At 70.9% G+C, this 19,785-nt stretch carries 23 protein-coding genes; 12 read left to right on the top strand and 11 right to left on the bottom strand.

Going from position 1 to position 19,785, the window contains the following annotated elements:
• Positions 1-13: 13 nt before the first annotated feature.
• The 3 genes from HL658_RS10955 (at position 14) to hslU (ending at position 2,492) form a co-directional block, all read left to right on the top strand.
• On the top strand, positions 14-388 hold the full coding sequence (locus HL658_RS10955) for a histidine triad nucleotide-binding protein (protein ID WP_180282018.1): 375 nt from the start codon (positions 14-16) through the stop codon (positions 386-388).
• A gap of 170 nt (positions 389-558) precedes the next feature.
• Complete coding sequence (gene hslV / locus HL658_RS10950) at positions 559-1,107, top strand: ATP-dependent protease subunit HslV (RefSeq protein WP_180282019.1); 549 nt, start codon at positions 559-561, stop codon at positions 1,105-1,107.
• 71 nt (positions 1,108-1,178) lie between these two features.
• Positions 1,179-2,492: an ATP-dependent protease ATPase subunit HslU gene (gene hslU / locus HL658_RS10945; protein WP_180282199.1), complete on the top strand. Its 1,314-nt coding sequence runs from the start codon at positions 1,179-1,181 to the stop codon at positions 2,490-2,492.
• Positions 2,493-2,548: 56 nt separating this feature from the next.
• Here the strand turns inward: hslU and HL658_RS10940 are convergent, their stop codons facing one another.
• Positions 2,549-2,944: a group III truncated hemoglobin gene (locus tag HL658_RS10940; RefSeq protein WP_180282020.1), complete on the bottom strand. Its 396-nt coding sequence runs from the start codon at positions 2,942-2,944 to the stop codon at positions 2,549-2,551.
• Positions 2,945-3,106: 162 nt separating this feature from the next.
• Here HL658_RS10940 and HL658_RS10935 point away from each other — a divergent pair, with 162 nt between their 5' ends.
• Genes HL658_RS10935 through modC form a run of 4 tightly spaced genes read left to right on the top strand, consistent with a single transcriptional unit; the run spans position 3,107 to position 6,510 of the window.
• Complete coding sequence (locus HL658_RS10935; RefSeq protein WP_180282021.1) at positions 3,107-3,898, top strand: TOBE domain-containing protein; 792 nt, start codon at positions 3,107-3,109, stop codon at positions 3,896-3,898.
• A gap of 33 nt (positions 3,899-3,931) precedes the next feature.
• A complete protein-coding gene (modA, locus tag HL658_RS10930) occupies positions 3,932-4,678 on the top strand; it encodes a molybdate ABC transporter substrate-binding protein (protein WP_180282022.1) in 747 nt (248 codons plus the stop codon).
• Between the two features lie 36 nt (positions 4,679-4,714).
• A complete protein-coding gene (gene modB / locus HL658_RS10925) occupies positions 4,715-5,383 on the top strand; it encodes a molybdate ABC transporter permease subunit (RefSeq protein ID WP_180282023.1) in 669 nt (222 codons plus the stop codon).
• Positions 5,380-6,510 (top strand): molybdenum ABC transporter ATP-binding protein, encoded by a 1,131-nt coding sequence (gene modC / locus HL658_RS10920; RefSeq protein WP_180282024.1) that lies wholly within the window; start codon positions 5,380-5,382, stop codon positions 6,508-6,510. The genes modB and modC overlap by 4 nt, the downstream gene beginning before the upstream one ends.
• A gap of 9 nt (positions 6,511-6,519) precedes the next feature.
• On the opposite strand, the gene HL658_RS10915 is transcribed toward modC, so the two are convergent.
• The gene (locus HL658_RS10915; protein ID WP_180282025.1) at positions 6,520-7,137 is read right to left on the bottom strand and encodes a TetR/AcrR family transcriptional regulator; all 618 of its coding nucleotides are present in this window, start codon (positions 7,135-7,137) and stop codon (positions 6,520-6,522) included.
• An 80-nt stretch (positions 7,138-7,217) separates the two neighbouring features.
• On the opposite strand from HL658_RS10915, the gene HL658_RS10910 reads away from it, so the two are divergent.
• Complete coding sequence (locus HL658_RS10910) at positions 7,218-7,820, top strand: NAD(P)H-dependent oxidoreductase (RefSeq protein WP_180282026.1); 603 nt, start codon at positions 7,218-7,220, stop codon at positions 7,818-7,820.
• Positions 7,821-7,831: 11 nt separating this feature from the next.
• Here the strand turns inward: HL658_RS10910 and HL658_RS10905 are convergent, their stop codons facing one another.
• From HL658_RS10905 to HL658_RS10885, 5 genes are read right to left on the bottom strand one after another with little or no spacing between them, the layout of a single operon-like run.
• On the bottom strand, positions 7,832-8,233 hold the full coding sequence (locus HL658_RS10905) for a helix-turn-helix domain-containing protein (protein WP_180282027.1): 402 nt from the start codon (positions 8,231-8,233) through the stop codon (positions 7,832-7,834).
• Complete coding sequence (locus tag HL658_RS10900; protein WP_180282028.1) at positions 8,230-8,793, bottom strand: Smr/MutS family protein; 564 nt, start codon at positions 8,791-8,793, stop codon at positions 8,230-8,232. The genes HL658_RS10905 and HL658_RS10900 overlap by 4 nt, the downstream gene beginning before the upstream one ends.
• A 4-nt stretch (positions 8,794-8,797) precedes the next feature.
• The gene (locus tag HL658_RS10895; protein WP_180282029.1) at positions 8,798-9,466 is read right to left on the bottom strand and encodes a LutC/YkgG family protein; all 669 of its coding nucleotides are present in this window, start codon (positions 9,464-9,466) and stop codon (positions 8,798-8,800) included.
• A complete protein-coding gene (locus tag HL658_RS10890) occupies positions 9,463-10,887 on the bottom strand; it encodes a LutB/LldF family L-lactate oxidation iron-sulfur protein (RefSeq protein WP_180282030.1) in 1,425 nt (474 codons plus the stop codon). Before HL658_RS10890 ends, HL658_RS10895 begins: the two co-directional genes overlap by 4 nt.
• Positions 10,888-10,890: 3 nt before the next feature.
• Positions 10,891-11,676 (bottom strand): (Fe-S)-binding protein, encoded by a 786-nt coding sequence (locus HL658_RS10885; RefSeq protein WP_180282031.1) that lies wholly within the window; start codon positions 11,674-11,676, stop codon positions 10,891-10,893.
• Positions 11,677-11,800: 124 nt separating this feature from the next.
• Between HL658_RS10885 and HL658_RS10880 the strand changes: the two genes are divergently transcribed.
• Together HL658_RS10880 and HL658_RS10875 are read left to right on the top strand one after the other, a co-directional pair.
• Complete coding sequence (locus HL658_RS10880; RefSeq protein WP_180282032.1) at positions 11,801-12,850, top strand: glycosyltransferase family 4 protein; 1,050 nt, start codon at positions 11,801-11,803, stop codon at positions 12,848-12,850.
• Positions 12,851-12,912: 62 nt separating this feature from the next.
• Entirely contained in the window at positions 12,913-13,602 is a 690-nt protein-coding gene (locus HL658_RS10875; RefSeq protein ID WP_180282033.1) for a response regulator transcription factor, read from the top strand.
• Here HL658_RS10875 and HL658_RS10870 read toward each other — a convergent pair.
• A complete protein-coding gene (locus HL658_RS10870) occupies positions 13,584-14,330 on the bottom strand; it encodes a hypothetical protein (protein ID WP_180282034.1) in 747 nt (248 codons plus the stop codon). The two genes, HL658_RS10875 and HL658_RS10870, sit on opposite strands and share 19 nt — an antisense overlap.
• 181 nt (positions 14,331-14,511) lie before the next feature.
• Here HL658_RS10870 and HL658_RS10865 point away from each other — a divergent pair, with 181 nt between their 5' ends.
• Together HL658_RS10865 and HL658_RS10860 are read left to right on the top strand one after the other, a co-directional pair.
• Positions 14,512-15,375 carry an MBL fold metallo-hydrolase gene (locus HL658_RS10865; protein WP_211109709.1) on the top strand — a complete coding sequence of 288 codons (864 nt, stop codon included), beginning with the start codon at positions 14,512-14,514 and terminating at the stop codon, positions 15,373-15,375.
• Positions 15,376-15,568: 193 nt separating this feature from the next.
• A complete protein-coding gene (locus HL658_RS10860; protein ID WP_180282035.1) occupies positions 15,569-16,417 on the top strand; it encodes a YcbK family protein in 849 nt (282 codons plus the stop codon).
• Between the two features lie 11 nt (positions 16,418-16,428).
• Here the strand turns inward: HL658_RS10860 and HL658_RS10855 are convergent.
• From HL658_RS10855 to HL658_RS10845, 3 genes are all read right to left on the bottom strand, one after another.
• A protein-coding gene (locus tag HL658_RS10855; protein WP_180282036.1) for an IS630 family transposase occupies positions 16,429-17,495 on the bottom strand; the annotation gives its coding sequence in 2 pieces (ribosomal slippage) (positions 16,429-17,007 and positions 17,010-17,495; 1,065 coding nt in all).
• Between the two features lie 110 nt (positions 17,496-17,605).
• Positions 17,606-18,790: an ABC transporter permease gene (locus HL658_RS10850; RefSeq protein WP_343055057.1), complete on the bottom strand. Its 1,185-nt coding sequence runs from the start codon at positions 18,788-18,790 to the stop codon at positions 17,606-17,608.
• Positions 18,787-19,785 (bottom strand): ABC transporter permease, encoded by a 999-nt coding sequence (locus HL658_RS10845; protein WP_180282037.1) that lies wholly within the window; start codon positions 19,783-19,785, stop codon positions 18,787-18,789. The genes HL658_RS10850 and HL658_RS10845 overlap by 4 nt, the downstream gene beginning before the upstream one ends.

The raw sequence follows: 19,785 nt of genomic DNA, 5'->3' as shown, positions 1-19,785 counted from the left end.
AGCGGAGGACGCGATGACCCAGCCTTACGACCCCAACAACGTGTTCGCCCGCATCCTGCGCGGCGAGATCCCGTGCCGCAAGGTGCTGGAGACCGAGCATTCTCTGGCTTTCCACGACATCGGCCCGCAGGCGCCGACCCACATCCTGATCATCCCCAAGGGGGCCTACATCGGGATGGACGATTTCACGACCAAGGCCAGCGACGCCGAGGTCGCCGACTTCTTCCGGGCGGTGGGCGAGGTCGCGCGCATGGCCGAGCTGGTGGAAACCGGCTACCGCGTTCTGTCCAACTGCGGTCGAAACGCCCACCAGGAGGTCCAGCACCTGCATTACCACGTCGTCGGCGGGCGCGACCTCGGGCGGATGCTGGGCAAGCCCAGGGATTGAGCGAAACCCGCCGGATCGCTGGGATCCGGCCCGCGATGAAGCCGCCTTGCGGTGCCCGCCGTACCCGGCCACCGGTCGTTCCCGTATTGACCCCGTGCCTGCGTCTCCCACATTAGCCAACACGCACACCAGGGGGCCTTCGGGTCTTTTCCTTCCATTCCAACGGTCCCATGAACGCACACGACCCCATCCAATGGCACGGTACGACGATCATCAGCGTCCGCAAGGGCGGCTCGGTGGTGATCGCGGGCGACGGGCAGGTGTCCTTCGGCCAGACGGTCATGAAGTCCAACGCGCGCAAGGTGCGCCGGCTGGCCGGCGGTGCCGTGATGGCCGGTTTCGCCGGGGCCACGGCCGACGCCTTCACCCTGTTCGAGCGGCTGGAGGCGAAGCTGGAGCAGCATCCCGGCCAGCTCACCCGCGCCTGCGTGGAGATGGCGAAGGACTGGCGCACCGACCGCTACCTGCGCCGGCTGGAGGCGATGATGGCGGTGGCCGACGCCAGCGTCAGCTTGGTGCTGACCGGCAACGGCGACGTGCTGGAGCCGGAGGACGGGCTGATCGGCATCGGCTCCGGCGGCGCCTTCGCCCTGTCGGCGGCGCGCGCCCTGATCGATGTGCAGGACATGGACGCCGAGGCGATCGCCCGCAAGGCGATGCGGATCGCCGCCGGCATCTGCGTCTACACCAACGGGAACGTCACCCTCGAAAAGCTCTGATGACCAGCTTCGACCGCAGCACCAAGCCGCCTATCGACCAGCCTGCCGACCAGCCGGGGCCCGTGCCGACCATGACCTCCTTCAGCCCGCGCGAGATCGTCTCCGAACTCGACCGCTACATCGTCGGCCAGCACGAGGCCAAGCGCGCCGTCGCCATCGCGCTGCGCAACCGCTGGCGCCGCCAGCAGCTCCCCGAGGGGCTGCGGGAGGAGGTTCTGCCCAAGAACATCCTGATGATCGGCCCGACCGGCGTCGGCAAGACCGAGATCGCCCGTCGCCTCGCCAAGCTGGCGCAGGCCCCCTTCCTGAAGGTGGAGGCGACCAAGTTCACCGAGGTCGGCTATGTCGGCCGCGACGTCGAGCAGATCATCCGCGATCTGGTGGAGATCGCCATCTCCATGACCCGGGAACGGCTGCGCAAGGAGGTCGCCAGCAAGGCCGAGGTGCGGGCGGAGGAGCGCGTCATCGACGCGCTGTGCGGCGAGCACGCCAGCACCGAGACCCGGCAGAAGTTCCGCAAGATGCTGCGCGAGGGCACGCTGAACGAGCGCGAGATCGAGGTGCAGGTGGCCGACACCGGGTCCGGCATGCTGCCCACCTTCGACGTTCCCGGCATGCCCGGCGCCCAGATGGGCATGCTCAACCTGAACGACATTTTCGGCAAGACCTTCGGCAACCGCACCAAGACGCGGCGGATGTCGGTGGCCGAATCCTACGACGTGCTGATGCAGGAGGAGTCCGACAAGCTGCTGGACCAGGAGAAGGTGGTCTCGGAAGCCATCAACGCGGTCGAGCAGAACGGCATCGTCTTCCTGGACGAGATCGACAAGATCTCCGCCCGGTCGGAGACCAAGGGCGGGGCCGACGTCAGCCGCGAGGGCGTGCAGCGCGACCTGCTGCCGCTGATCGAGGGCACCACCGTCAACACCAAGCACGGGCCGGTGAAGACCGACCATGTGCTGTTCGTGGCGTCCGGCGCCTTCCACGTCGCCAAACCGTCCGACCTGCTGCCGGAGCTCCAGGGCCGCCTGCCCATCCGGGTCGAGCTGAAGCCGCTGACCCGCGACGATTTCAAGCGCATCCTGACCGAGCCGGAAGCCAGCCTGATCAAGCAGTACAAGGCCCTGCTCGCCACCGAGGAGGTGACGCTGGACTTCACCGACGATTCCATCGACGAGCTGGCCCGGCTGGCCGCCGAGATCAACTCGACGGTGGAGAACATCGGCGCGCGGCGTCTGCACACGGTGATGGAGCGGCTGCTGGAGGAGATCAGCTTCGCCGCCTCCGACCGCGCCGGTCAGACGGTGACGATCGACGCCGCCTACGTCAGCACCCACGTCGGCGATCTGGCGAAGAACACCGACCTCTCGAAGTTCATCCTGTAGCCCTCTCCCTCCCCCGTCGACGATGGGGGAGGGCCGGGGTGGGGACCGGCGCCGCCTTACCCCACATCCCCCCGTGGCTTTCCGAACCGCACCCCCGGCACCGTGAACAGCCCGGCCTTCAGGCTGGAGGCCGCGTGGTTCGCCGTCTTCATGGCTTTCCGGTGCGCATCGGGCGGCAGCAGCTCCGCCGCGGTCTGGTCGAACAGGGCCAGCCAGCGGTCGAAATGCGCGGGCTCTATGGGTAGCTGCGCGTGCGCCATGAACATTCGGCCGCCGCCGTGCGGCCCGCCGATCAGGTGCGCGGACCAGAAACGCCCGATGACCGCGAGGTGCCCGTCCCAATCCTCGATCGCCTGGTCGAACACCGGACCCAGCAGCGGGTCCCGCCGCGCGCGCTCGTAGAACACATCCACCAGCCGGGCGACGGTCTCTTCGGTGATGGGGGCGGTCATCGGCGCCATCCTCGGTCGGGGCGAAAGGGGAGAGAGGGCCACTACAACACCGTTGTGTCCCGGCGGGAATAGCGCCATTCTGTCGCAGGGCGGATCGTTGCGGTGCAGCGTATGCTCACCGTTATGTAGTACAGCTATACAGCGATAGGCGGAGGCAGCGGGGTGGTGGTCGAGGCGCGGCTTTCCTTCGGCGCGGACAACGCATCCCCGGTGGGGCGCGAGCGCATCCGCCTGCTGGAGGCGGTCGGGCGGGAGGGCAGCATCTCCGCAGCCGCGCGGGCGACCGGCATCACCTACAAGGCCGCCTGGGACGCCATCGACGCCATGAACAACCTGTTCGGCCGCCCCCTGGTTGCCGCGCAGACCGGCGGCCGGCGCGGCGGCGGCGCCACCCTGACGGAGGAGGGGCTGCGGCTGGTGCAGACCTTCCACCGGTTGGAGGCGGAGCTGGCGCGCGCGTTGCGGGTGCTGGAGCCGGAACTGGCCGGCACCGGCCTGTCGGCGTCCTATCTGATGTGGGGATTCCTCATGCGAACCAGCGCCCGCAACGCGCTGCGCGGCACCATAGCCGCCGTCACCGACGGCGCGGTCAACGCCGAGGTGGCGCTGACCCTGTCGGCGACCACGACGCTCACCGCCATCGTCACCCGCGACAGCGTGCGCGAGCTGGGGCTGATCCCCGGTCGCGAGGCGACAGCGCTGATCAAATCCTCCTTCGTCATCCTGGCCCCCATCGACGAGGCGCGCCGCACCTCCGTCCGCAACCGGGTGGAGGGGGTGGTGACGCGCTGCGAGCGTGGGGCCGTCAACAGCGAGGTCACGCTCGATATCGGCGGCGGCAAGACGCTGACCGCCATCATCACCCGGCCGAGCGCCGAGGCGCTGGGCTTCCGGCCCGGCATGCCCGCCTGCGCCCTGATCGACGCCGCCCACATCATCCTGGCCATCGACTGACGGCCGACAACCCAGGGAAAGGAGCCTTCGCGCATGAGGACGATCCTGCTCACCGCCGCGCTGCTGCTGTCCGGCACCACCGGTGTCCGCGCCGCCGAGACCAACGTCGCCGTCGCCGCCAACTTCACCGAGCCGGCGAAGGAGATCGTCAAGGCTTTCGAGACGAAGACCGGTCACAAGGCACTGCTCAGCTTCGGGTCGACCGGCCAGTTCTACAACCAGATCAAGCAGGACGCCCCCTTCACGGTGTTCCTGGCGGCCGACGACACCACCCCCGCCAAGGCGGTGGCCGAGGGGTTGGCGGTTCCCGAATCGCGCTTCACCTACGCCGTCGGACGATTGGTGCTGTGGAGCAAGGACCCCGCCAAGGTGACCGACGAGGGCACGCTGAAGCGCGCAGCCTTCGAGAAGATCGCCCTCGCCAACCCGGCACTCGCCCCCTACGGCGCCGCCGCCGTCCAGGCGATGACCAGGATGGGTGTCTATGAGGCGCTGAAGCCGAAGATCGTGCAGGGCAACAACATCGCCCAGACCTACCAGTTCGTCGAGACCGGCAACGCCGAGGTCGGCTTCGTCGCCCTGTCGCAGGTGATCGTGAAGGGCGAGGGCTCGCGCTGGCCGGTGCCGGAGACGCTGCACGACCCGATCCGCCAGGACGCCGTGCTGCTGAAGAAGGGCGAGGCCGACGAGGCCGCCAAGGCCTTCGTCGCCTTCCTCAAAGGACCGGAATCCGCCGCCGTGATCGCCAGATACGGCTATGGCACCGCGGCGATGAACTGAGCACAGCGGGACGGGACCGATGCTCGCGAGGGGCCGATGATCTGGCAGCCGATCCTGCTGACGCTGCAACTGGCGACGCTGACCACCCTGATCCTGCTGGTGATCGGCACGCCCTTGGCGTGGTGGCTGGCGCGCTCGCCCGCGCGCTGGAAGGAGGCGGTGGCGACGGTGGTCGCCCTGCCGCTGGTGCTTCCGCCGACGGTGATCGGCTTCTACCTGCTGATCCTGCTCGGGCCGGACGGCCCCGGCGGCTGGGTGGCCTCGCTGTGGGGCGCGCGCACGCTGGCCTTCACCTTTCCGGGGCTGGTGATCGGCTCCGTCCTCTACTCCATGCCCTTCGTGGTGCAGCCCATCCGCAACGCCTTCGAGGCGGCGGGCGACCGGCCGCTGGAGGCGGCGGCGACGCTGCGCGCCTCCCCCCTCGACCGCTTCTTCACGGTGGCGGTGCCGCTGGCGCGGCGCGGCTTCCTGACCGGGGCGGTGCTGGGCTTCGCCCACACGATGGGGGAGTTCGGGGTGATCCTGATGATCGGCGGCAACATCCCCGGCAAGACGCGGGTGCTGTCGGTCGCCATCTACGATTATGTCGAGACCTTGCAGTGGACGCAGGCGCACATCCTGGCCGGCGGGATGCTGGTCTTCTCCTTCACCGTGATCCTCACCATGATGATGCTGGAAAAGCGCATCGGGCGCGGTGGGCGATGAGAGGCGATCCCGTCAGCCGCATGGAGGTGCGGTTCCGCGGCGCGCTCGGCCGCTTCGCGCTGGACGTGGCGTTCGAGGTGCCGGCGCGCGGCATCACCGCGCTGTTCGGCCCGTCCGGTTGCGGCAAGACCAGCGTGCTGCGCTGCGTCGCCGGCTTGCAGAGGCTGGAGGGGCGTTTCGCGCTGGACGGGGACGTCTGGCAGGACGGCCGCCACTTCCGCCCCACCCACAAACGGCCCATCGGCTACGTCTTCCAGGAAGCCAACCTGTTCCCGCACCTGTCGGTGCGCGCCAACCTGCTCTACGGCCACCGCCGCACCGTCGGGCGCGGCGTGCCGGAAACCATCCGCGAGGCCGACGTCGTGGCGCTGCTGGGCATCGGCCATCTGCTCGACCGGGCGCCGCTGAACCTATCCGGCGGCGAGCGCCAGCGGGTGGCGGTGGGGCGCGCGCTGCTGTCGCAGCCGCGGCTGCTGCTGATGGACGAGCCGCTGGCCGCGCTGGACCGCATGAGCAAGGACGACATCCTGCCCTATCTGGAACGGCTGCACGAGGTGCTGTCGGTTCCCGTCCTCTACGTCAGCCACGACATCGCGGAGGTGGAGCGGCTGGCCGACCATCTGGTGCTGCTGCGCGCCGGCCGGGTCGTCGCCAACGGCCCGCTGGCCGAGCTCCAGTCCGACCCGTCGCTCCCCATCGCCCGCCTGCCGGAAGCCGGGGTGACCTTGCCCGCCGTGGTGGAGGGGTTCGAGGCGGCCTACGGCCTCACCACCCTGGCGCTCGACGGCGGCACGCTCCAGGTGCCGGGCGAGCTGGGGCCGCCGGGCAGCCGCCGCGGCATCCGCATCGCCGCGTCCGACGTCAGCCTCGCCCGCCGGCCGCCGGAGGGGAGCACCATCCTGAACGCCCTGCCGGCGCGCATCCTCAAGGCCGAGCCGCCGGACGGGGTGCAGATGACCGCCGTGGTGGCGCTGGGCCCCGCGGGAACCGGCGCCCGCCTGCTCGCCCGCGTCACCCGCAAGTCGTGGGACCTGCTGGGCCTCGCCCCCGGCGAGCCGGTCTTCGCCCAGATCAAGGGCGTGGCGCTCGTCCAGCCCGGAACCGGGACCGACGACCCGCCCGACTGATTGGGCGCGTCACTCCGCGGACACCTGCCGCGCCAGCGTGTCGAGGATCACCGCCCGCAGCTCCCGCTTGGCGTCGTCGGGGCCGACCTCGCCGGCGGCCGCGGCCGCGGACAGCGCCTCGGCCGCGCCCAGCAGCGCCCGCAGGGCGGGCAGGGCGACGCTGCCGGAGGGCGACACCGGGGCCAGCGCCTGCCGGCATTTCTCCAGAAACGCGCCCTCGCACTCCCGCCGCACCCGGTCAAGGTCGGGCGAGCCGGACAGGGCGGCGATGATGCCGGGGATCTCGGACCCCTGCGCGGCGACGCAGTCGACATAAGCGTCGGCGATCACCGCCGCGCGCGCCACCGCCGTCGCGGGGCTGCCGGCGACGGCGGCGTCGAAGCGCTCGTTCTGCCGGTCGTCGAACTCCCGGTAGAGGGCCGCCAGGAGCCCGTTGCGGTCGCCGAAATGGCTGTACACCACCGGCTTGGTGACGCCGGCCCGCTCCGCGAGATGCCCGAGCGACAGCGCTTCCGTGCCCTCCCGCTGCACGATGGTCCAGGCCACCGCGATGAGCTGGCGCTTGCGGTCGTCTCGGGTGAGGCGCTGGCGGCGCTGGTCCGCCGGTCGGTCGTCGAGGCTTGACATCACTATATACCAACAGTAACTTACTAACAGTATATAATCACGCCCCAACGCGGGGCAACGATCCTGTGGGAGCTGACCCCATGCACGCGCTCATCGTCGTCGCTCACCCCGATCCATCGTCCCTGACGCACGCCGTGGCGAAGCGGCTGGCCGCGGGGGTCGGGGGTCCCCACACCGCCGAGATCGCGGATCTGGCCGGGGAAGGCTTCGATCCCCGCTTCGCCGCCGCGGACCTGACCGCCTTCAACCAGCGCACGCCCCTCCCGGCGGATGTCGCAGCGGAGCAGGCGCGCATCGACCGGGCCGACGCGCTGGTCCTCGTCTACCCCGTCTATTGGTGGTCGTTTCCCGCCCTCATGAAGGGCTGGATCGACCGCGTGTTCACCAATGGCTGGGCCTACGACGACCCGTCCGAAAGCGGGGTGGTCAAGAAGCTGCAAAGGCTGCGGGTCCACCTCGTCGGCGTCGGCGGTGCCGACCTCAGGACCTACGCCCGGCACGGCTATCTGTGGGCCATGCGGACCCAGATCGACCATGGGATCTTCGGCTATTGCGGGGCTCCGGTGATCACGTCGGAGGTGCTGATGCCGCCGGAGGATGGCGATTGGGAACCCCGGCTGGCGACCGCGGGCACCATCGGCGCGAGCCTGTTCCGAAAAGAGCGGACCGCGGAGGCGGCCTGAGCGCCGCCCCCTCACCGACGCCGCGCCACGCGGCGCCCGCGGTCGCCCGGCCTTGCGGCCGCGGCCTCGTCCAGCACGGCCAGCAGCCGGTCCAGCGCCGCCTCGTCCAGCGTGTGGATGCGTTCGGCCAGCCGGTTGGCCAGCTCCGTCGCCTTGGGCGTCAGGCCGGCGGTGTCGACCGTCACGCGCGGGTGCGACAGGGCGGCCAGCCGTTCGAGATCCTCCGCCTCGTCCCAGATGATGCCGAAATAGGCGCAGATCTGGCGGATGAGCTGGGGAGAGGCCTGGCCGCGCTTGCCATGCTCCAGCGCCGACAGATAGGCCGACGAGATGGACAGGTCGGCTGCCATCTGTTTCAGCGTCACCCCCTTGGCGTCGCGCAGGGAGCGCACCTTCTCCCCGAACGGTGTCATCCGCGGCGCCGCTCCGCCTCGCGCCGCCGCTTCACCAGCACATAGAGCGCGCCGTCGCCGCCGTGCATGGGCTGGGCCGGCTGGATCGCCAGCACCATGCGGGCCAGCACCGGCTCGGCCAGCCAGCGCGGCACCGTCTGGCGCAGAACCCCGCCGGTCGGGCTGTAGGCGCCCTTGCCGGTGATCACCAGCACGCAGCGCCGCCCCTCGTTCCAGCAGCGGTGGATGTAGGAGGCGAGGGCGGTGTGCGCCTGCGCCTGGGTCATGCCGTGCAGGTCGATGCGCCCGTCGATCTCCAGCCGGCCGCGGCGCAGCCGGTCGGCGGTGCGCCCGTCGACCCCGTGGATCACGCCGGGGATGAGCGGCGGCGGCTGGGGGACGGGACGGGGGTTCGGGGCGCTGGTCGACAAGGGTCCCGGTGTGGCGGCCGGCGGCGGTACCGGGGGAGGTGGTGGGGCCGGCTCCTCCTCCCGGAAGCGGCGGCCGGGCATCGGATCGGCGTCGCGCATGGCGAAGCGCCACAGGCGCAGCTCGTCGTTGGTGGCGGAGCGGCGGCGCATCGCCTCAGCCCCCGACCAGCAGGATGTGCAGGCGGCGGGGGCCGTGGGCGCCCAGCTGGATCGTCTGCTCGATGTCGCCGGTGCGCGACGGGCCGGTGACGAAATTCACCGTGCGTGGCACGTCTCCAAGCTCGGCGCGCAGCCGGTCCCAGGCGTCCTCGTAGGTGCCGGTGACGCGGTCCCGGCGCAGCACGACGATGTGGGTGTCGGGCAGGAAGTTCAGCGTCGTCGGGTGGCCGGGGCCGGACGCCAGCATCAGCGTCCCCGTTTCCGCCACCCCGGCGAAGGCGCCGGTCACCGACACCGCGTCGGCGTCGCGGGCAGGGCCGCGGCTGACGGTCAGGGTGGGGCGGGCGTGCCAGGGGATGGCGTCCAGCCCCGGATCGGGGGCGACGCGCAGCTCCGCCGGCAGGTTCAGCCCGGCCAGGTAATCGGCCACGGCCGCCGGAACCTCCTCCAGCGCGGCCAGCGGCTGCACGGTGCAGGCGGCCTCCCGCGCCATCGTGGTGAACAGCTCGACCTGTTCGGCGGGCGGGATTTGCCCGCGGGCCGGCACCAGCCCGCGGGGGTGGCGGGTCAGCCGCTCCTCGACCGTCGCTCGGCGGGCCAGGTCGTCGGTCTTGCGACCGAGGGCGGCGCGGATGCCGCCGAGGATGGCGTCGCGTCCGCTCATCGTCCGTTCCTCTGCCGTTCGGCCCAGAGCTGCTGGAAGGTCCTTCCCTGCGGGGCCGGCAGGTCGCGGTGGGCGGTCCAGCCGTTGGCGAGCGGCAACCGGGCGAATCGTCCCTTGCCCCCACCCAGAAGCCGCAGCGCCCGCACCGCCAGCCCGGCGGCGTGGTGATAGAGCGCCGGCCGCCGGGCGAACCACGCCCACAGCGCCAGCCCCCGTCGCATCGCGGGCGGGGTCAGCCGCTCCGCGAACTCCGTCTCCCGCCAGTGGCGCATCATCTTGGGCAGCGGGATGCGCATCGGGCACACCGCCTCGCACCGGCCGCAGAAGGTGGAGGCGTTGGGCAGGTGCCGCGCCTCCGCCAGCCCCAGCAGCGCCGGCTGCATCACCGCGCCGATGGGGCCGGGATAGACCCAGCCATAGGCGTGGCCGCCCACCGCGCCATAGACCGGGCAATGGTTCATGCAGGCGCCGCAGCGGATGCAGCGCAGCACCTCCTGGAACTCGGTGCCGAGCAGGGCCGTGCGCCCGTTGTCGAGGATGACGACGTGGAACTGCTCCGGCCCGTCCGCATCCTCCGGCCGGCGCGGGCCGGTGGAGAAGGTGGTGTAGGCCGACGCCTCCTGCCCGGTCGCCGAGCGTGCCAGCAGCCGCAGCACCGTCTGCGCGTCCTCCAGCGTCGGCACGATCTTCTCGACGGTGGCGAGCACGATGTGGACGCGGGGCAGGGTCTGGGTCAGGTCGCCGTTGCCTTCGTTGGTGACGATGACGGTCGACCCGGTCTCCGCCACCATCAGGTTGGCCCCGGTGATGCCCACGTCCGCCTGCTGGAAACGGCGGCGCAGCACCCCGCGCGCCTCGGCGATCAGCACCGTCGGCTCCTCCAGCACCCGGTCGGGCGGAAGCTCGGTGTGCACGGCGCGGAAGGTGTCGGCCACGTCCTTCTTGGACAGGTGCATCGCCGGGGCGATGATGTGGCTCGGCGGCTCCTTGCGGAGCTGGATGATGTATTCGCCGAGGTCGGTTTCGACGGGGGTGAGGCCGGCGGCCTCCAGATGGTCGTTGATGCCGATCTCCTCGGCGATCATCGACTTGCCCTTGGTCACGGTCTTCGCGTCCACCGAGCGGCAGATGGACAGGATGGCGTCCCGCGCGTCGACCGCGGTAGCGCACCAGTGGACATGACCGCCCTGGCCAACGACGGCCTCCTCGAACCGCTCCAGATAGAGGTCGAGATTCTCCAGCACGTGGTTCTTGATGTCGCGGCCGCGGTCGCGCAGCTCCTCGAACTCCGGCAGCCGCTCGGCGGCCTTGCGGCGGCGCTCGATGAAGCCGATGCCGGCGGTGGCGAGCACCCGTTGCAGCCGTTCGTCGGACAGCGCCCGGCGGGCGTTTTCGGGAAAGGCGTGGGTCGTTGGGTGCACGGCTCAGCCCCCTTCGCCGGGGGATCGGCCAATGGGCGGAGCGTCGCCGGTCATCCCGGCCAGCACCTCGGCCACATGGCGCACGCGCACAGCACTTCCCTGGCGCGACAGCTTGCCGGCGATGTTCAGCAGGCAGCCCATGTCGCCGGCCAGCAGCGTGTCGGCCCCGGTCGCCGCCACCTCGGCGGCCTTGGCCTCCACCATGCGATTGGACACGTCGGGATACTTGACGCAGAAGGTGCCGCCGAAGCCGCAGCACACCTCGGCGGAGGGCAGCTCGGCGATGCGCACCCCATCGACGCCGCGCAGCAGCCGGCGCGGCTGCGCCTTGATGCCCAGTTCGCGCAGACCGGAGCAGGAATCATGGTAGGTGACGGTGCCCTCGTAGCGGGCGTCGACCCCGGCCACCCCCAACACGTCGGTCAGGAAGGAGACCAGCTCGTGCGTGCGGCCGGCCAGATCGCGTGCGCGCGGCTCCCACAGCGGGTCGCCGGCCAGAAGCTCCGGGTAATGGCGCTTGATCTGCCCGCCGCAGGACCCTGACGGCACCACCACATGGTCGAACCCCTCGAAGGCGGCGATGGTGCGCCGCGCGAGGTCGGTGGCGGTGGCGCGGTCGCCGGCGTTGAAGGCGGGCTGGCCGCAGCAGGTCTGCGCCGCCGGCACCTCCACCACGCAGCCGGCATCCTCCAGCAGCTTGACCGCGGCGAAGCCGACGGTCGGCCGGAACAGGTCGACCAGACAGGTGACGAACAGCCCCACCCTGGGCCGGGCTCTTGTCTCCACCATGGCGCTGTTTCCGGTCCCAGCCGATTTCCCGTTCCGCAACGGGACAATAAGTGCGGGTCCGCGGGGTGTCCAGGGCGGCGGGACGGACTATGTACCCGCCGTCACCGCGGAAGGACTCCACAGCATGGACGAAGCGCTGCGCTTCGTGGTCCCGGGGCCGATCACCCAGACCACCGGCGGCTACATCTACGACCGCCGGGTGGTGGAGGGGATGCGGGCGGCGGGCCACGCCGTCGATGTGGTCGAGCTGCCGGGCGTGCACCCGCGGGTCGACGACGCGACGCGGCGGGCCGCCGCCGCCACGCTCGCCGCCGTTCCCGACGGCGCCCCGGTGGTGGTCGACGGCCTCGCCCTGCCGGCGCTGGCCGACGCCGTGACGCGGGACGCGGGCCGGCTGCGGCTCAGCGCCATGATCCACCACCCCCTGTGGCTGGAGACCGGCCTTGCCGCGGGCGAGGCGGAGCGGCTGCGGGCGCTGGAGGCGGGGTGCCTGTCCGCCATGCGCCGCATCGTCGTGCCCAGCGCGCGCACGCTGGCCGATGTCGTCGCCATGGGCGTGCCGGCGGAGCGCGTCACCGTGGTGCCGCCGGGTACCGACCCGGCACCGTTCGCCGCCGGTTCCGGCGATGGGATGGTGCGGCTGCTGTCGGTGGCGACCCTGACCCCGCGCAAGGGTCACGCGACGCTGATCGAGGCGCTGCGGAGGCTGGAATCCGCCGCCTGGCGCCTGCTGGTCGTCGGCAGCGCGGAGCGGGACCCTGAGCACGCCGCGCGCCTGCGCGCCATCATCGCCGCGGCGGGGCTCGGCGAGCGCGTCACGCTGGCTGGGGAGCTGGATGGCGAGGCGCTGGCCGCCGCCTTCCACGGCGCCGACCTGTTCGTGCAGGCGTCCCACCACGAGGGGTTCGGCATGGCGCTGGCGGAGGCGCTGGCGCACGGGCTGCCGGTGGTGGCGACGGCGGTGGGGGCGGCGCCGGAGCTGGTGCCGGCGGGCGCCGGCCTTCTGGTGCCGCCCGGCGACGCGGCGGCGCTGGCCGCCGCACTCGGCCGCGTGATCGCCGACGCCGGGGAGCGGCGGCGGCTGGCTGCCGGTGCCCGGCGTGCCGCCGCGGCGCTGCCGGGGTGGGACGAGACCGCCCGCCGCTTCGCCGCCGGGCTCCGCTTGGAGTTGTGACAAAGCGCGACACCGGTGCTAAGGTCCGCCCGGTCGATGTGATCCCTTTCCGGCTGGCACTCATGACGACGGCGAAACGCATCCTTCTCGTGGACGACGACCAGCCGCTGCGCCAGTCCCTCGCCGAGCAGCTCCATCTGCACGAGGAGTTCGAGACCGCCGAGGCCGGTGACGCCGCCGGCGCGCTGGCGATCGTGCGGGAGGGGATCTTCGCCGCCGTCCTTCTGGATGTCGGGCTGCCCGACATGGACGGGCGCGACCTCTGCCGCCTCCTGCGCAAGGAGGGGGTGCGCTGTCCGATCATCATGCTGACCGCGGCCGGCACCGACGCCGACGCCATCCTCGGCCTGGACAGCGGGGCCAACGACTACATCGTGAAGCCGTTCCGGCTCGGGGTGCTGCTGGCCCGGCTGCGCGCCCAGCTCCGCCAGTTCGAGCAGAGCGAGGACGCCGTCTTCACGCTGGGCCCCTACACCTTCCGTCCCTCGGCCAAGCTGCTGCTGGACGAGACGGGCAAGCGCAAGGTCCGCCTGACCGAGAAGGAGACGGCGATCCTCAAATACCTCTACCGCTCCGGCGACCGGGTGGTCGGGCGTGACACGCTGCTGGGCGAGGTGTGGGGCTACAACGCCGGGGTCACCACCCACACGCTGGAAACCCACGTCTACCGCCTGCGCCAGAAGATCGAGCGCGACCCCTCCAACGCCGAGATCCTGGTGACGGAGAGCGGCGGCTACCGCCTGGTGCCGTAGCCGGCCCGGCCGGCGCCCGGTTCATAGCCGGCGCGGCCGGCGATCGTCGTCTGCGCCTGCCCCAGCCAGCGGCGGCGCGGCTCGTCCTGGGGTGCCGGGCGCCGCTTGAACGCGCCCCACAGGCCGCGTCCGCGCGGCTGCACCGGCAGGAGCCGCAGCTTGCGCCCGACGATGGCGAGCCGGCGGCGCCAGTGCGCCACCAGCGGAGCGGGGGCGCCGACGCGCCGCGCGATCTCGTGATCGGACAGCAGCGCGCTGTGCGGGTCCTGAAGATGGTCCAGGATGGCGCGGCGGCGGTCGGCGCTGGCGTGGCTGGTGTGGCGGCGCTCCAGCGCGCGGCCGAGATCCCACAGCTTGTCCGCCGTCTCGCGGGCCAGCGTCCGCCAGCGGTCGGCCTCGTCCTTCTGGCGGTCGGCCTCGCCGCTGGCGCGGTCGAGCTGGCGGCGCAGGCTCGCCACTTCCTTTTCCAGCTCCGTGACATGCCGTCGCAGGCCCTGCACCACATGGTCGGGCGGCGGGCTGGGGGCCGGCGGCTCGGGCTTCGCGGCCTCGGCCGGTGACGGGGACGGGGACGGCGGCGGGACGGGTCGCGCACCGGCGGCCAGATCCTTGAAGGTCATGCCGGCGCGCGACAGCATGATGCGCGCCGCCCGCAGCGCGGACAGCGCCTCGCCCTGGTGGTCCGACTCGGCCATGGCGAGCACTTTGGCGAGCTTGTCAGGATCCATCCGTCGCACGGTCCCTGCGGCCGGCGGCCGTCGTGGTCAAGGAAAGGTGGCTTCGACCGTAGCACATTCGATCGGGGCAACGCACCCCCACATGCGGGAGTGGCGGACGGCGCATCCGGACCATCTGGACGCGTAGCTTTTTACTCGACTTGGATGCATCCTCCGCGCACCATGCCACCCCATGATGGTCCGAACGGCCGAACATGATACCGCGACGCTCACCGACCGCCCGACCGTCCGGTTCTGGGGCGTCCGCGGCAGCATCGCCGCACCGGGGCCGCGCACCGTGCGCTACGGCGGCAACACCTCCTGCGTCGAGGTGCTCTGCGGTTCGGCCACCATCCTGTTCGACGCCGGCACGGGGCTGCGGGCGCTGGGCGAGGCGCTGGCGGCGCGCGGGCCGGTCGACCTCGACCTCTTCTTCAGCCACACCCATTACGACCACATCTGCGGGCTGCCTTTCTTCGCCCCGGCCTTCGACCGCCGCAACCGGCTGCGCTTCTGGGCCGGCCACCTGCCGGAGGGCGGCAGCCTGCGCGCGGTGGTGGAGGGGATGATGGCCGCCCCCTTCTACCCGATCGCCATCGACCGCTTCGAGGCCGACTGCCGCTTCACGGAGTTCGCCTGCGGCGCGGTGCTGGAGCCGCGGCCGGGTGTGCGCCTGCGCACCGTGCGGCTCAACCATCCCAACACCGCCGTCGGCTACCGGCTGGAGCATGGCGGGCGCAGCCTGTGCTACATCACCGACACCGAGCACCGGGCGGACGGGCACGACCCCGCGCTGCTGGAGCTGGTGCGCGGGGCCGACCTGATGATCTACGACAGCACCTACACCGACGAGGAGTACCCCCCGCGGGCGGGCTGGGGCCATTCCACCTGGCAGGAATGCCTGCGGCTGGCCGACGCCGCCGGGGTGGCCCGCGCCGTGCTGTTCCACCACGAGCCGTCGCGCGCGGACGAGGCGCTGGACGCCATCGCGGACGCCGCCGACCGCGCCCGTCCCGGCACCCTGGTGGCACGGGAAGGGATGGAGCTGCGGTTCTGACGGGGTGCAATCCCCGAGTCGCACGGTGAATCGGCGTCCACCCTCCGTGGTACTTCCGGCTGTGTCCTCGTGGTGACCGGAACATGTCGGAAACATGGCTCCTTTTCGAGCCCCATCGCAAGGTAGCGCTGTAAGTGCCTGACCCGCCTATGGTACCCAGACCTGTACGCAACCGCAGGGAAGCTGGGGGACCATGCGGATTTTCACGCGCGCCGCGGCGATCGCGGTACTGACCAGCGGCCTTCTGGCCGGCTGTGCCACACCGCCGCAGGCGCCGACCGCAGCCCTGGAACCCTCCGGGCCGCCGCGCTCGGTCGTCCTCCAGCACTCCGACACCGGGGAGATCCTGGCCGTCCGTCACTTCACCGGAACCGGCTACGACCCCCAGGCCATGCAGGCGATCTCCGGCCTGTTCCGCGACCGCCGCACCGGCGAACCGGCGCCGGTCGACCCGGCCCTGATCGACCTGATCGCCGATCTGCGCGACCGTCTCGGCCTGCCGCCCGAAACGCCGATCATGATCAATTCCGGCTACCGTTCGACCGCCACCAACGCGGCACTCGCCACCACCAACGCCAACGTGGCGGAGAACAGCTTCCACACCCGCGGCCAAGCCGCCGACATCCGCATCGCCGGGGTGCCGCTGTCACGCATCAACGAGGAAGCCGCCGCCATGCAGCGCGGCGGCTACGCGCTCTACGCGACGCATGTGCATGTGGACACCGGCCCCGTCCGCACCTGGTTCCCGCGCGGTCCCAGCCGCGACGCCGCCGACTGGCTGGTGGCGAACGCCAAGGCCAGGTCGGTGCTGGCGAAGGCCGCTGCGCGCGGCAAGGCTCCGGCCAAGGTCCAGCTCGCCAAGGCGCCGGGCCGTCCCGCGGCCAAGCCGGGCAAGACGCCGGTGCGCGTCGCCGAGGCGACCGTGGTGGTCAAGCCGGCCACCCGCAGCAGCGACAAGGCCGCCCCGCGCACGCTCAAGCTAACGCTGACCCAGGTCGCCTCCAAGGACAACCGCCTGCTCCGCACCGCCGAGAACCGGTAATACCGCCGCGCCTAAGGACTGACACATGGGAGCCACGGGTAACTGGGGAGGGAGCGTAGGCGCTCCGGTGTGGCGGTGAGGGCGTTCCAGGCATCGCAGCAGGCCTGGACGACGGCGTTGTAATCGTCCAGGAGCCGGTGGGACAGAAAGCGCTCGCGCAGATACAGCCAGACGCGCTCGACCGGGTTCAACTCGGGACTGTAGGGCGGCAGCGGCACCAGCGTGATGTTGTCCGGCACGACCAGCGCCCGCGCTCCATGCCAGCCGGCCTGGTCGAGCACGAGCACCGCGTGGACATCCGGTTCCAGGCTCCGGGAGAAGCCGTCCAGGAACAGGCTCATGGCGGTGGTGGAAACGGTCGGCATCACCAACGCGAAGTCGGCTCCGCTGGCCGGGCAGACGGCGGCGTAGAGATAGGCCGAGGTGAAGCGCTTGTCGCACAGCCCGGCCGGACGCTGCCCGCGCTCCCACCAGCGATGCGCGGTGCGGCCCTTCTGGCCGATGCGGGCTTCGTCCTGGAACCAGAGTTGGACGCGGCGCCCTGGGTGTGTAGCCGCCGCGGCCTTCAGCGTCTCGGGGAGCCCCTTTTTTGGAAGGCCGCCTGGGCCTTGGCGTCGGACTGTGGGTGACGGGGCCGTGTCTTCTGCTTCGACAGGTTCAGCCGCCGCACGATGCGCGACAGGCTGGCCGGATGCAGCGTCTTGGCGAAGCGTTCGGCGATCACCTCGCACAGGATCGGCAAGGTCCACTCCACGCAGCCATGCCGCTTGGGATCGGGGCCGGCGAGGATGATGGCCTTGAGCGTCGCCTGCTCGCCCTCGCTCAGCCATTCCGGCCGGCCGGGCAGAGGACGATCGTAGAGCCCGGCCACGCCTTCGGCGTTGTAGCGCACCACCGCATCGCGCAGGGCTTGGCGGTCCATGCCGCCCAACCGCGCCGCTTCCGCCCGGCTCACCCCGTCAAGAGCATGGGCGATGGCGAACATCCGCGCCGCCACCCGCCCTTTGCTCTCCCGCCGCGCCAGGGCACGCAATTCGCTGGCGCTCAGGTCTTCCCGGATCCGCAACGCCGCTGGCATTCGCTCCCCCTCCGTCGTGGATGGGGAATCGAATCACGCATCGCCTCCTTTGGGAATCCCCATCCGTGAGTCAGCGGTTCGGCTGGCCGGTATAAGACCTCGGCCGACCCCTACCGGTAGGGGTCCGCGGCGTCGCGCAGCCCGTCGCCCAGGAAGTTGAAGGCGAGCACGGTGATGATCACCGGGATCACCGGGATCAGCAGCCACGGGTAGAGCGCCACCACGTTGATGTTCTGCGCCTCGGTCAGCAGAACGCCCCAGCTGGTGATCGGCGGGCGCAGCCCCAGCCCCAGGAAGGACAGCGCCGTCTCCCCCAGGATCATGCCGGGGATGGACAGGGTGGCCGACGCGATCAGGTGGCTCATGAAGCTGGGCAGCAGATGCCGCCCGATGATGCGCGACGGCCTGGCCCCCATGAGCTGGGCGGCTGTCGTGAAATCCTCCTCGCGCAGGGCCAGCAGCTTGGACCGCACGGCGCGCGCCAGACCGGTCCAGTCCAGCAGCCCCAGGATCAGCGTGATCCCGAAATAGACGAAGATCGGATTCCAGGTCACCGGCAGCGCCGCCGACAGCGCCATCCACAGCGGCAGCTCGGGAAAGCTGCGGACGATCTCGATGAAGCGCTGGATGATGTTGTCGATCCAGCCGCCGTAATAGCCGGCGATGCCGCCGATGACGATGCCGAGCGTGAAGCTGACGATGATGCCGAGCAGACCGACCGTCAGCGAGATGCGCGTGCCGTAGACGATCCGGCTCAGCACGTCGCGCCCCAGCCGGTCGGTTCCAAGGAGGAACAGCGTTCCACCTTCGGACGGGCAGGCAAGGTGCAGGTCGGATTCCCACAACCCCCAGAACTCGTATCGGTCGCCGCGGCAGAAGAAGCGGATCGGCTGCACCTTGGCCGGGTCCGGCGTGTATTCCCGCTTCAGCGTGTCCATGTTCAGCGTGTAGCGGTAGCCGTAGACGAAGGGACCGACGAACTCCCCCTCGTGGAACAGGTGGACGGACTGCGGCGGGGCGAAGATGAAGCGGGATTGGCGGGTGTCCAGCGCGTAGGGGGCCAGCACCTCCGACACCAGGGTCGAGGCGTAGAGCAGCAGCAGGATCACCCCCGACAGCACGGCCAGCCGGTGGCGCTTGAGCTTCCACCACATCAGCCGCCACTGGGTGGCCATGTAGTAGCGTTCCTGCTCCGGCGTCAGCCGCTCGGTCGCCTCCGGGTCGAAGGGGGCGGTGGAGACGTAGTGGGGCAGGCTGTTCCGGCGATCCGTGGAGGGCGTCGTCGTGTCCGTCACCGCGTCGCCCCCCCGCTCAACCGGATGCGCGGGTCCAGCGCCGCCAGCGCCAGATCGGAGATGAAGACCCCGATCACCGTCAGCACGGCCAGGAACATCAGGAAGGAACCGGCCAGATACATGTCCTGGCTGCGCAAGCTGTCGAGCAGCATCGGCCCGGTGGTCGGCAGCGACATCACGACGGACACGATGGCCGCCCCCGACACCACCTGTGGCAGCAGGTTGCCGATGTCGGAGATGAAGGGATTGAGGGCCATGCGCAGCGGGTATTTCCACAGGGCGCGGCCGGGCGGCAGGCCCTTGGCGCGGGCGGTGACGACATAGGGCTTGTCCAGCTCGTCCAGCAGGTTGGCGCGCAGCCGGCGGATCATCGCGGCGGTTCCCGCCGTGCCGATCACCACCACCGGCACCCACAGATGCTCGATCACGCTGAGGATCTTGCCCAGGCTCCAGGGCGCATCGACGTATTTCGGGTCCATCAGCCCGCCGATGGAGGTGCCGAACCACACGTTGGCGAGGTAAAGTAGCACCAGCGCCAGCAGGAAGCTGGGCGTCGCCAGCCCCAGGAAGCCCAGCAGCGTCAGCGCGTAATCGCCGGCGCTGTACTGGTGGGTGGCCGAATAGATGCCGATGGGGAAGGACACCGCGTAGACGAAGATGATGGTGGCGAAGCTGACCACCGCCGTCAGCCACAGCCGGTCACCCACCACGTCGGCCACCGGCAGGTTGTATTCGAAGGAATAGCCGAAGTCGCCGCGCAGCATGCCGGCCAGCCAGATCAGATACTGCTCGTGCATCGGCCGGTCGAAGCCGTAGGTTTCGCGCAGCAGGGCCAGCCGGCCCTGGTCCACCGATTCGCCACGGCTCTGCATCTCCACCACCAGCGTCGTCAGATAGTCGCCGGGCGGAAGCTGGATGATGACGAAGGTGATGACGCTGATGGCGAGAAGCGTCGGGATCATGATCAGGACGCGGCGGATCAGGTAACCCAGCAT

The organism is Azospirillum oleiclasticum (assembly GCF_013423485.1).
Classification (GTDB): Bacteria; Pseudomonadota; Alphaproteobacteria; order Azospirillales; family Azospirillaceae; genus Azospirillum; species Azospirillum oleiclasticum.
Note: the sequence above shows the minus strand (reverse complement) of the source record. Positions and strands in the feature narration are given on the sequence as shown.

Coding starts and splice junctions, on each gene's coding strand:
- HL658_RS10955 (WP_180282018.1), top strand. CDS start 14: ATGACCCAGCCTTACGACCCCAACAACGTGTTCGCCCGCATCCTGCGC.
- hslV (WP_180282019.1), top strand. CDS start 559: ATGAACGCACACGACCCCATCCAATGGCACGGTACGACGATCATCAGC.
- hslU (WP_180282199.1), top strand. CDS start 1,179: ATGACCTCCTTCAGCCCGCGCGAGATCGTCTCCGAACTCGACCGCTAC.
- HL658_RS10940 (WP_180282020.1), bottom strand. CDS start 2,944: ATGACCGCCCCCATCACCGAAGAGACCGTCGCCCGGCTGGTGGATGTG.
- modA (WP_180282022.1), top strand. CDS start 3,932: ATGAGGACGATCCTGCTCACCGCCGCGCTGCTGCTGTCCGGCACCACC.
- modB (WP_180282023.1), top strand. CDS start 4,715: ATGATCTGGCAGCCGATCCTGCTGACGCTGCAACTGGCGACGCTGACC.
- modC (WP_180282024.1), top strand. CDS start 5,380: ATGAGAGGCGATCCCGTCAGCCGCATGGAGGTGCGGTTCCGCGGCGCG.
- HL658_RS10915 (WP_180282025.1), bottom strand. CDS start 7,137: ATGTCAAGCCTCGACGACCGACCGGCGGACCAGCGCCGCCAGCGCCTC.
- HL658_RS10910 (WP_180282026.1), top strand. CDS start 7,218: ATGCACGCGCTCATCGTCGTCGCTCACCCCGATCCATCGTCCCTGACG.
- HL658_RS10905 (WP_180282027.1), bottom strand. CDS start 8,233: ATGACACCGTTCGGGGAGAAGGTGCGCTCCCTGCGCGACGCCAAGGGG.
- HL658_RS10900 (WP_180282028.1), bottom strand. CDS start 8,793: ATGCGCCGCCGCTCCGCCACCAACGACGAGCTGCGCCTGTGGCGCTTC.
- HL658_RS10895 (WP_180282029.1), bottom strand. CDS start 9,466: ATGAGCGGACGCGACGCCATCCTCGGCGGCATCCGCGCCGCCCTCGGT.
- HL658_RS10885 (WP_180282031.1), bottom strand. CDS start 11,676: ATGGTGGAGACAAGAGCCCGGCCCAGGGTGGGGCTGTTCGTCACCTGT.
- HL658_RS10880 (WP_180282032.1), top strand. CDS start 11,801: ATGGACGAAGCGCTGCGCTTCGTGGTCCCGGGGCCGATCACCCAGACC.
- HL658_RS10875 (WP_180282033.1), top strand. CDS start 12,913: ATGACGACGGCGAAACGCATCCTTCTCGTGGACGACGACCAGCCGCTG.
- HL658_RS10870 (WP_180282034.1), bottom strand. CDS start 14,330: ATGGATCCTGACAAGCTCGCCAAAGTGCTCGCCATGGCCGAGTCGGAC.
- HL658_RS10865 (WP_211109709.1), top strand. CDS start 14,512: ATGATGGTCCGAACGGCCGAACATGATACCGCGACGCTCACCGACCGC.
- HL658_RS10860 (WP_180282035.1), top strand. CDS start 15,569: ATGCGGATTTTCACGCGCGCCGCGGCGATCGCGGTACTGACCAGCGGC.
- HL658_RS10845 (WP_180282037.1), bottom strand. CDS start 19,785: ATGCTGGGTTACCTGATCCGCCGCGTCCTGATCATGATCCCGACGCTT.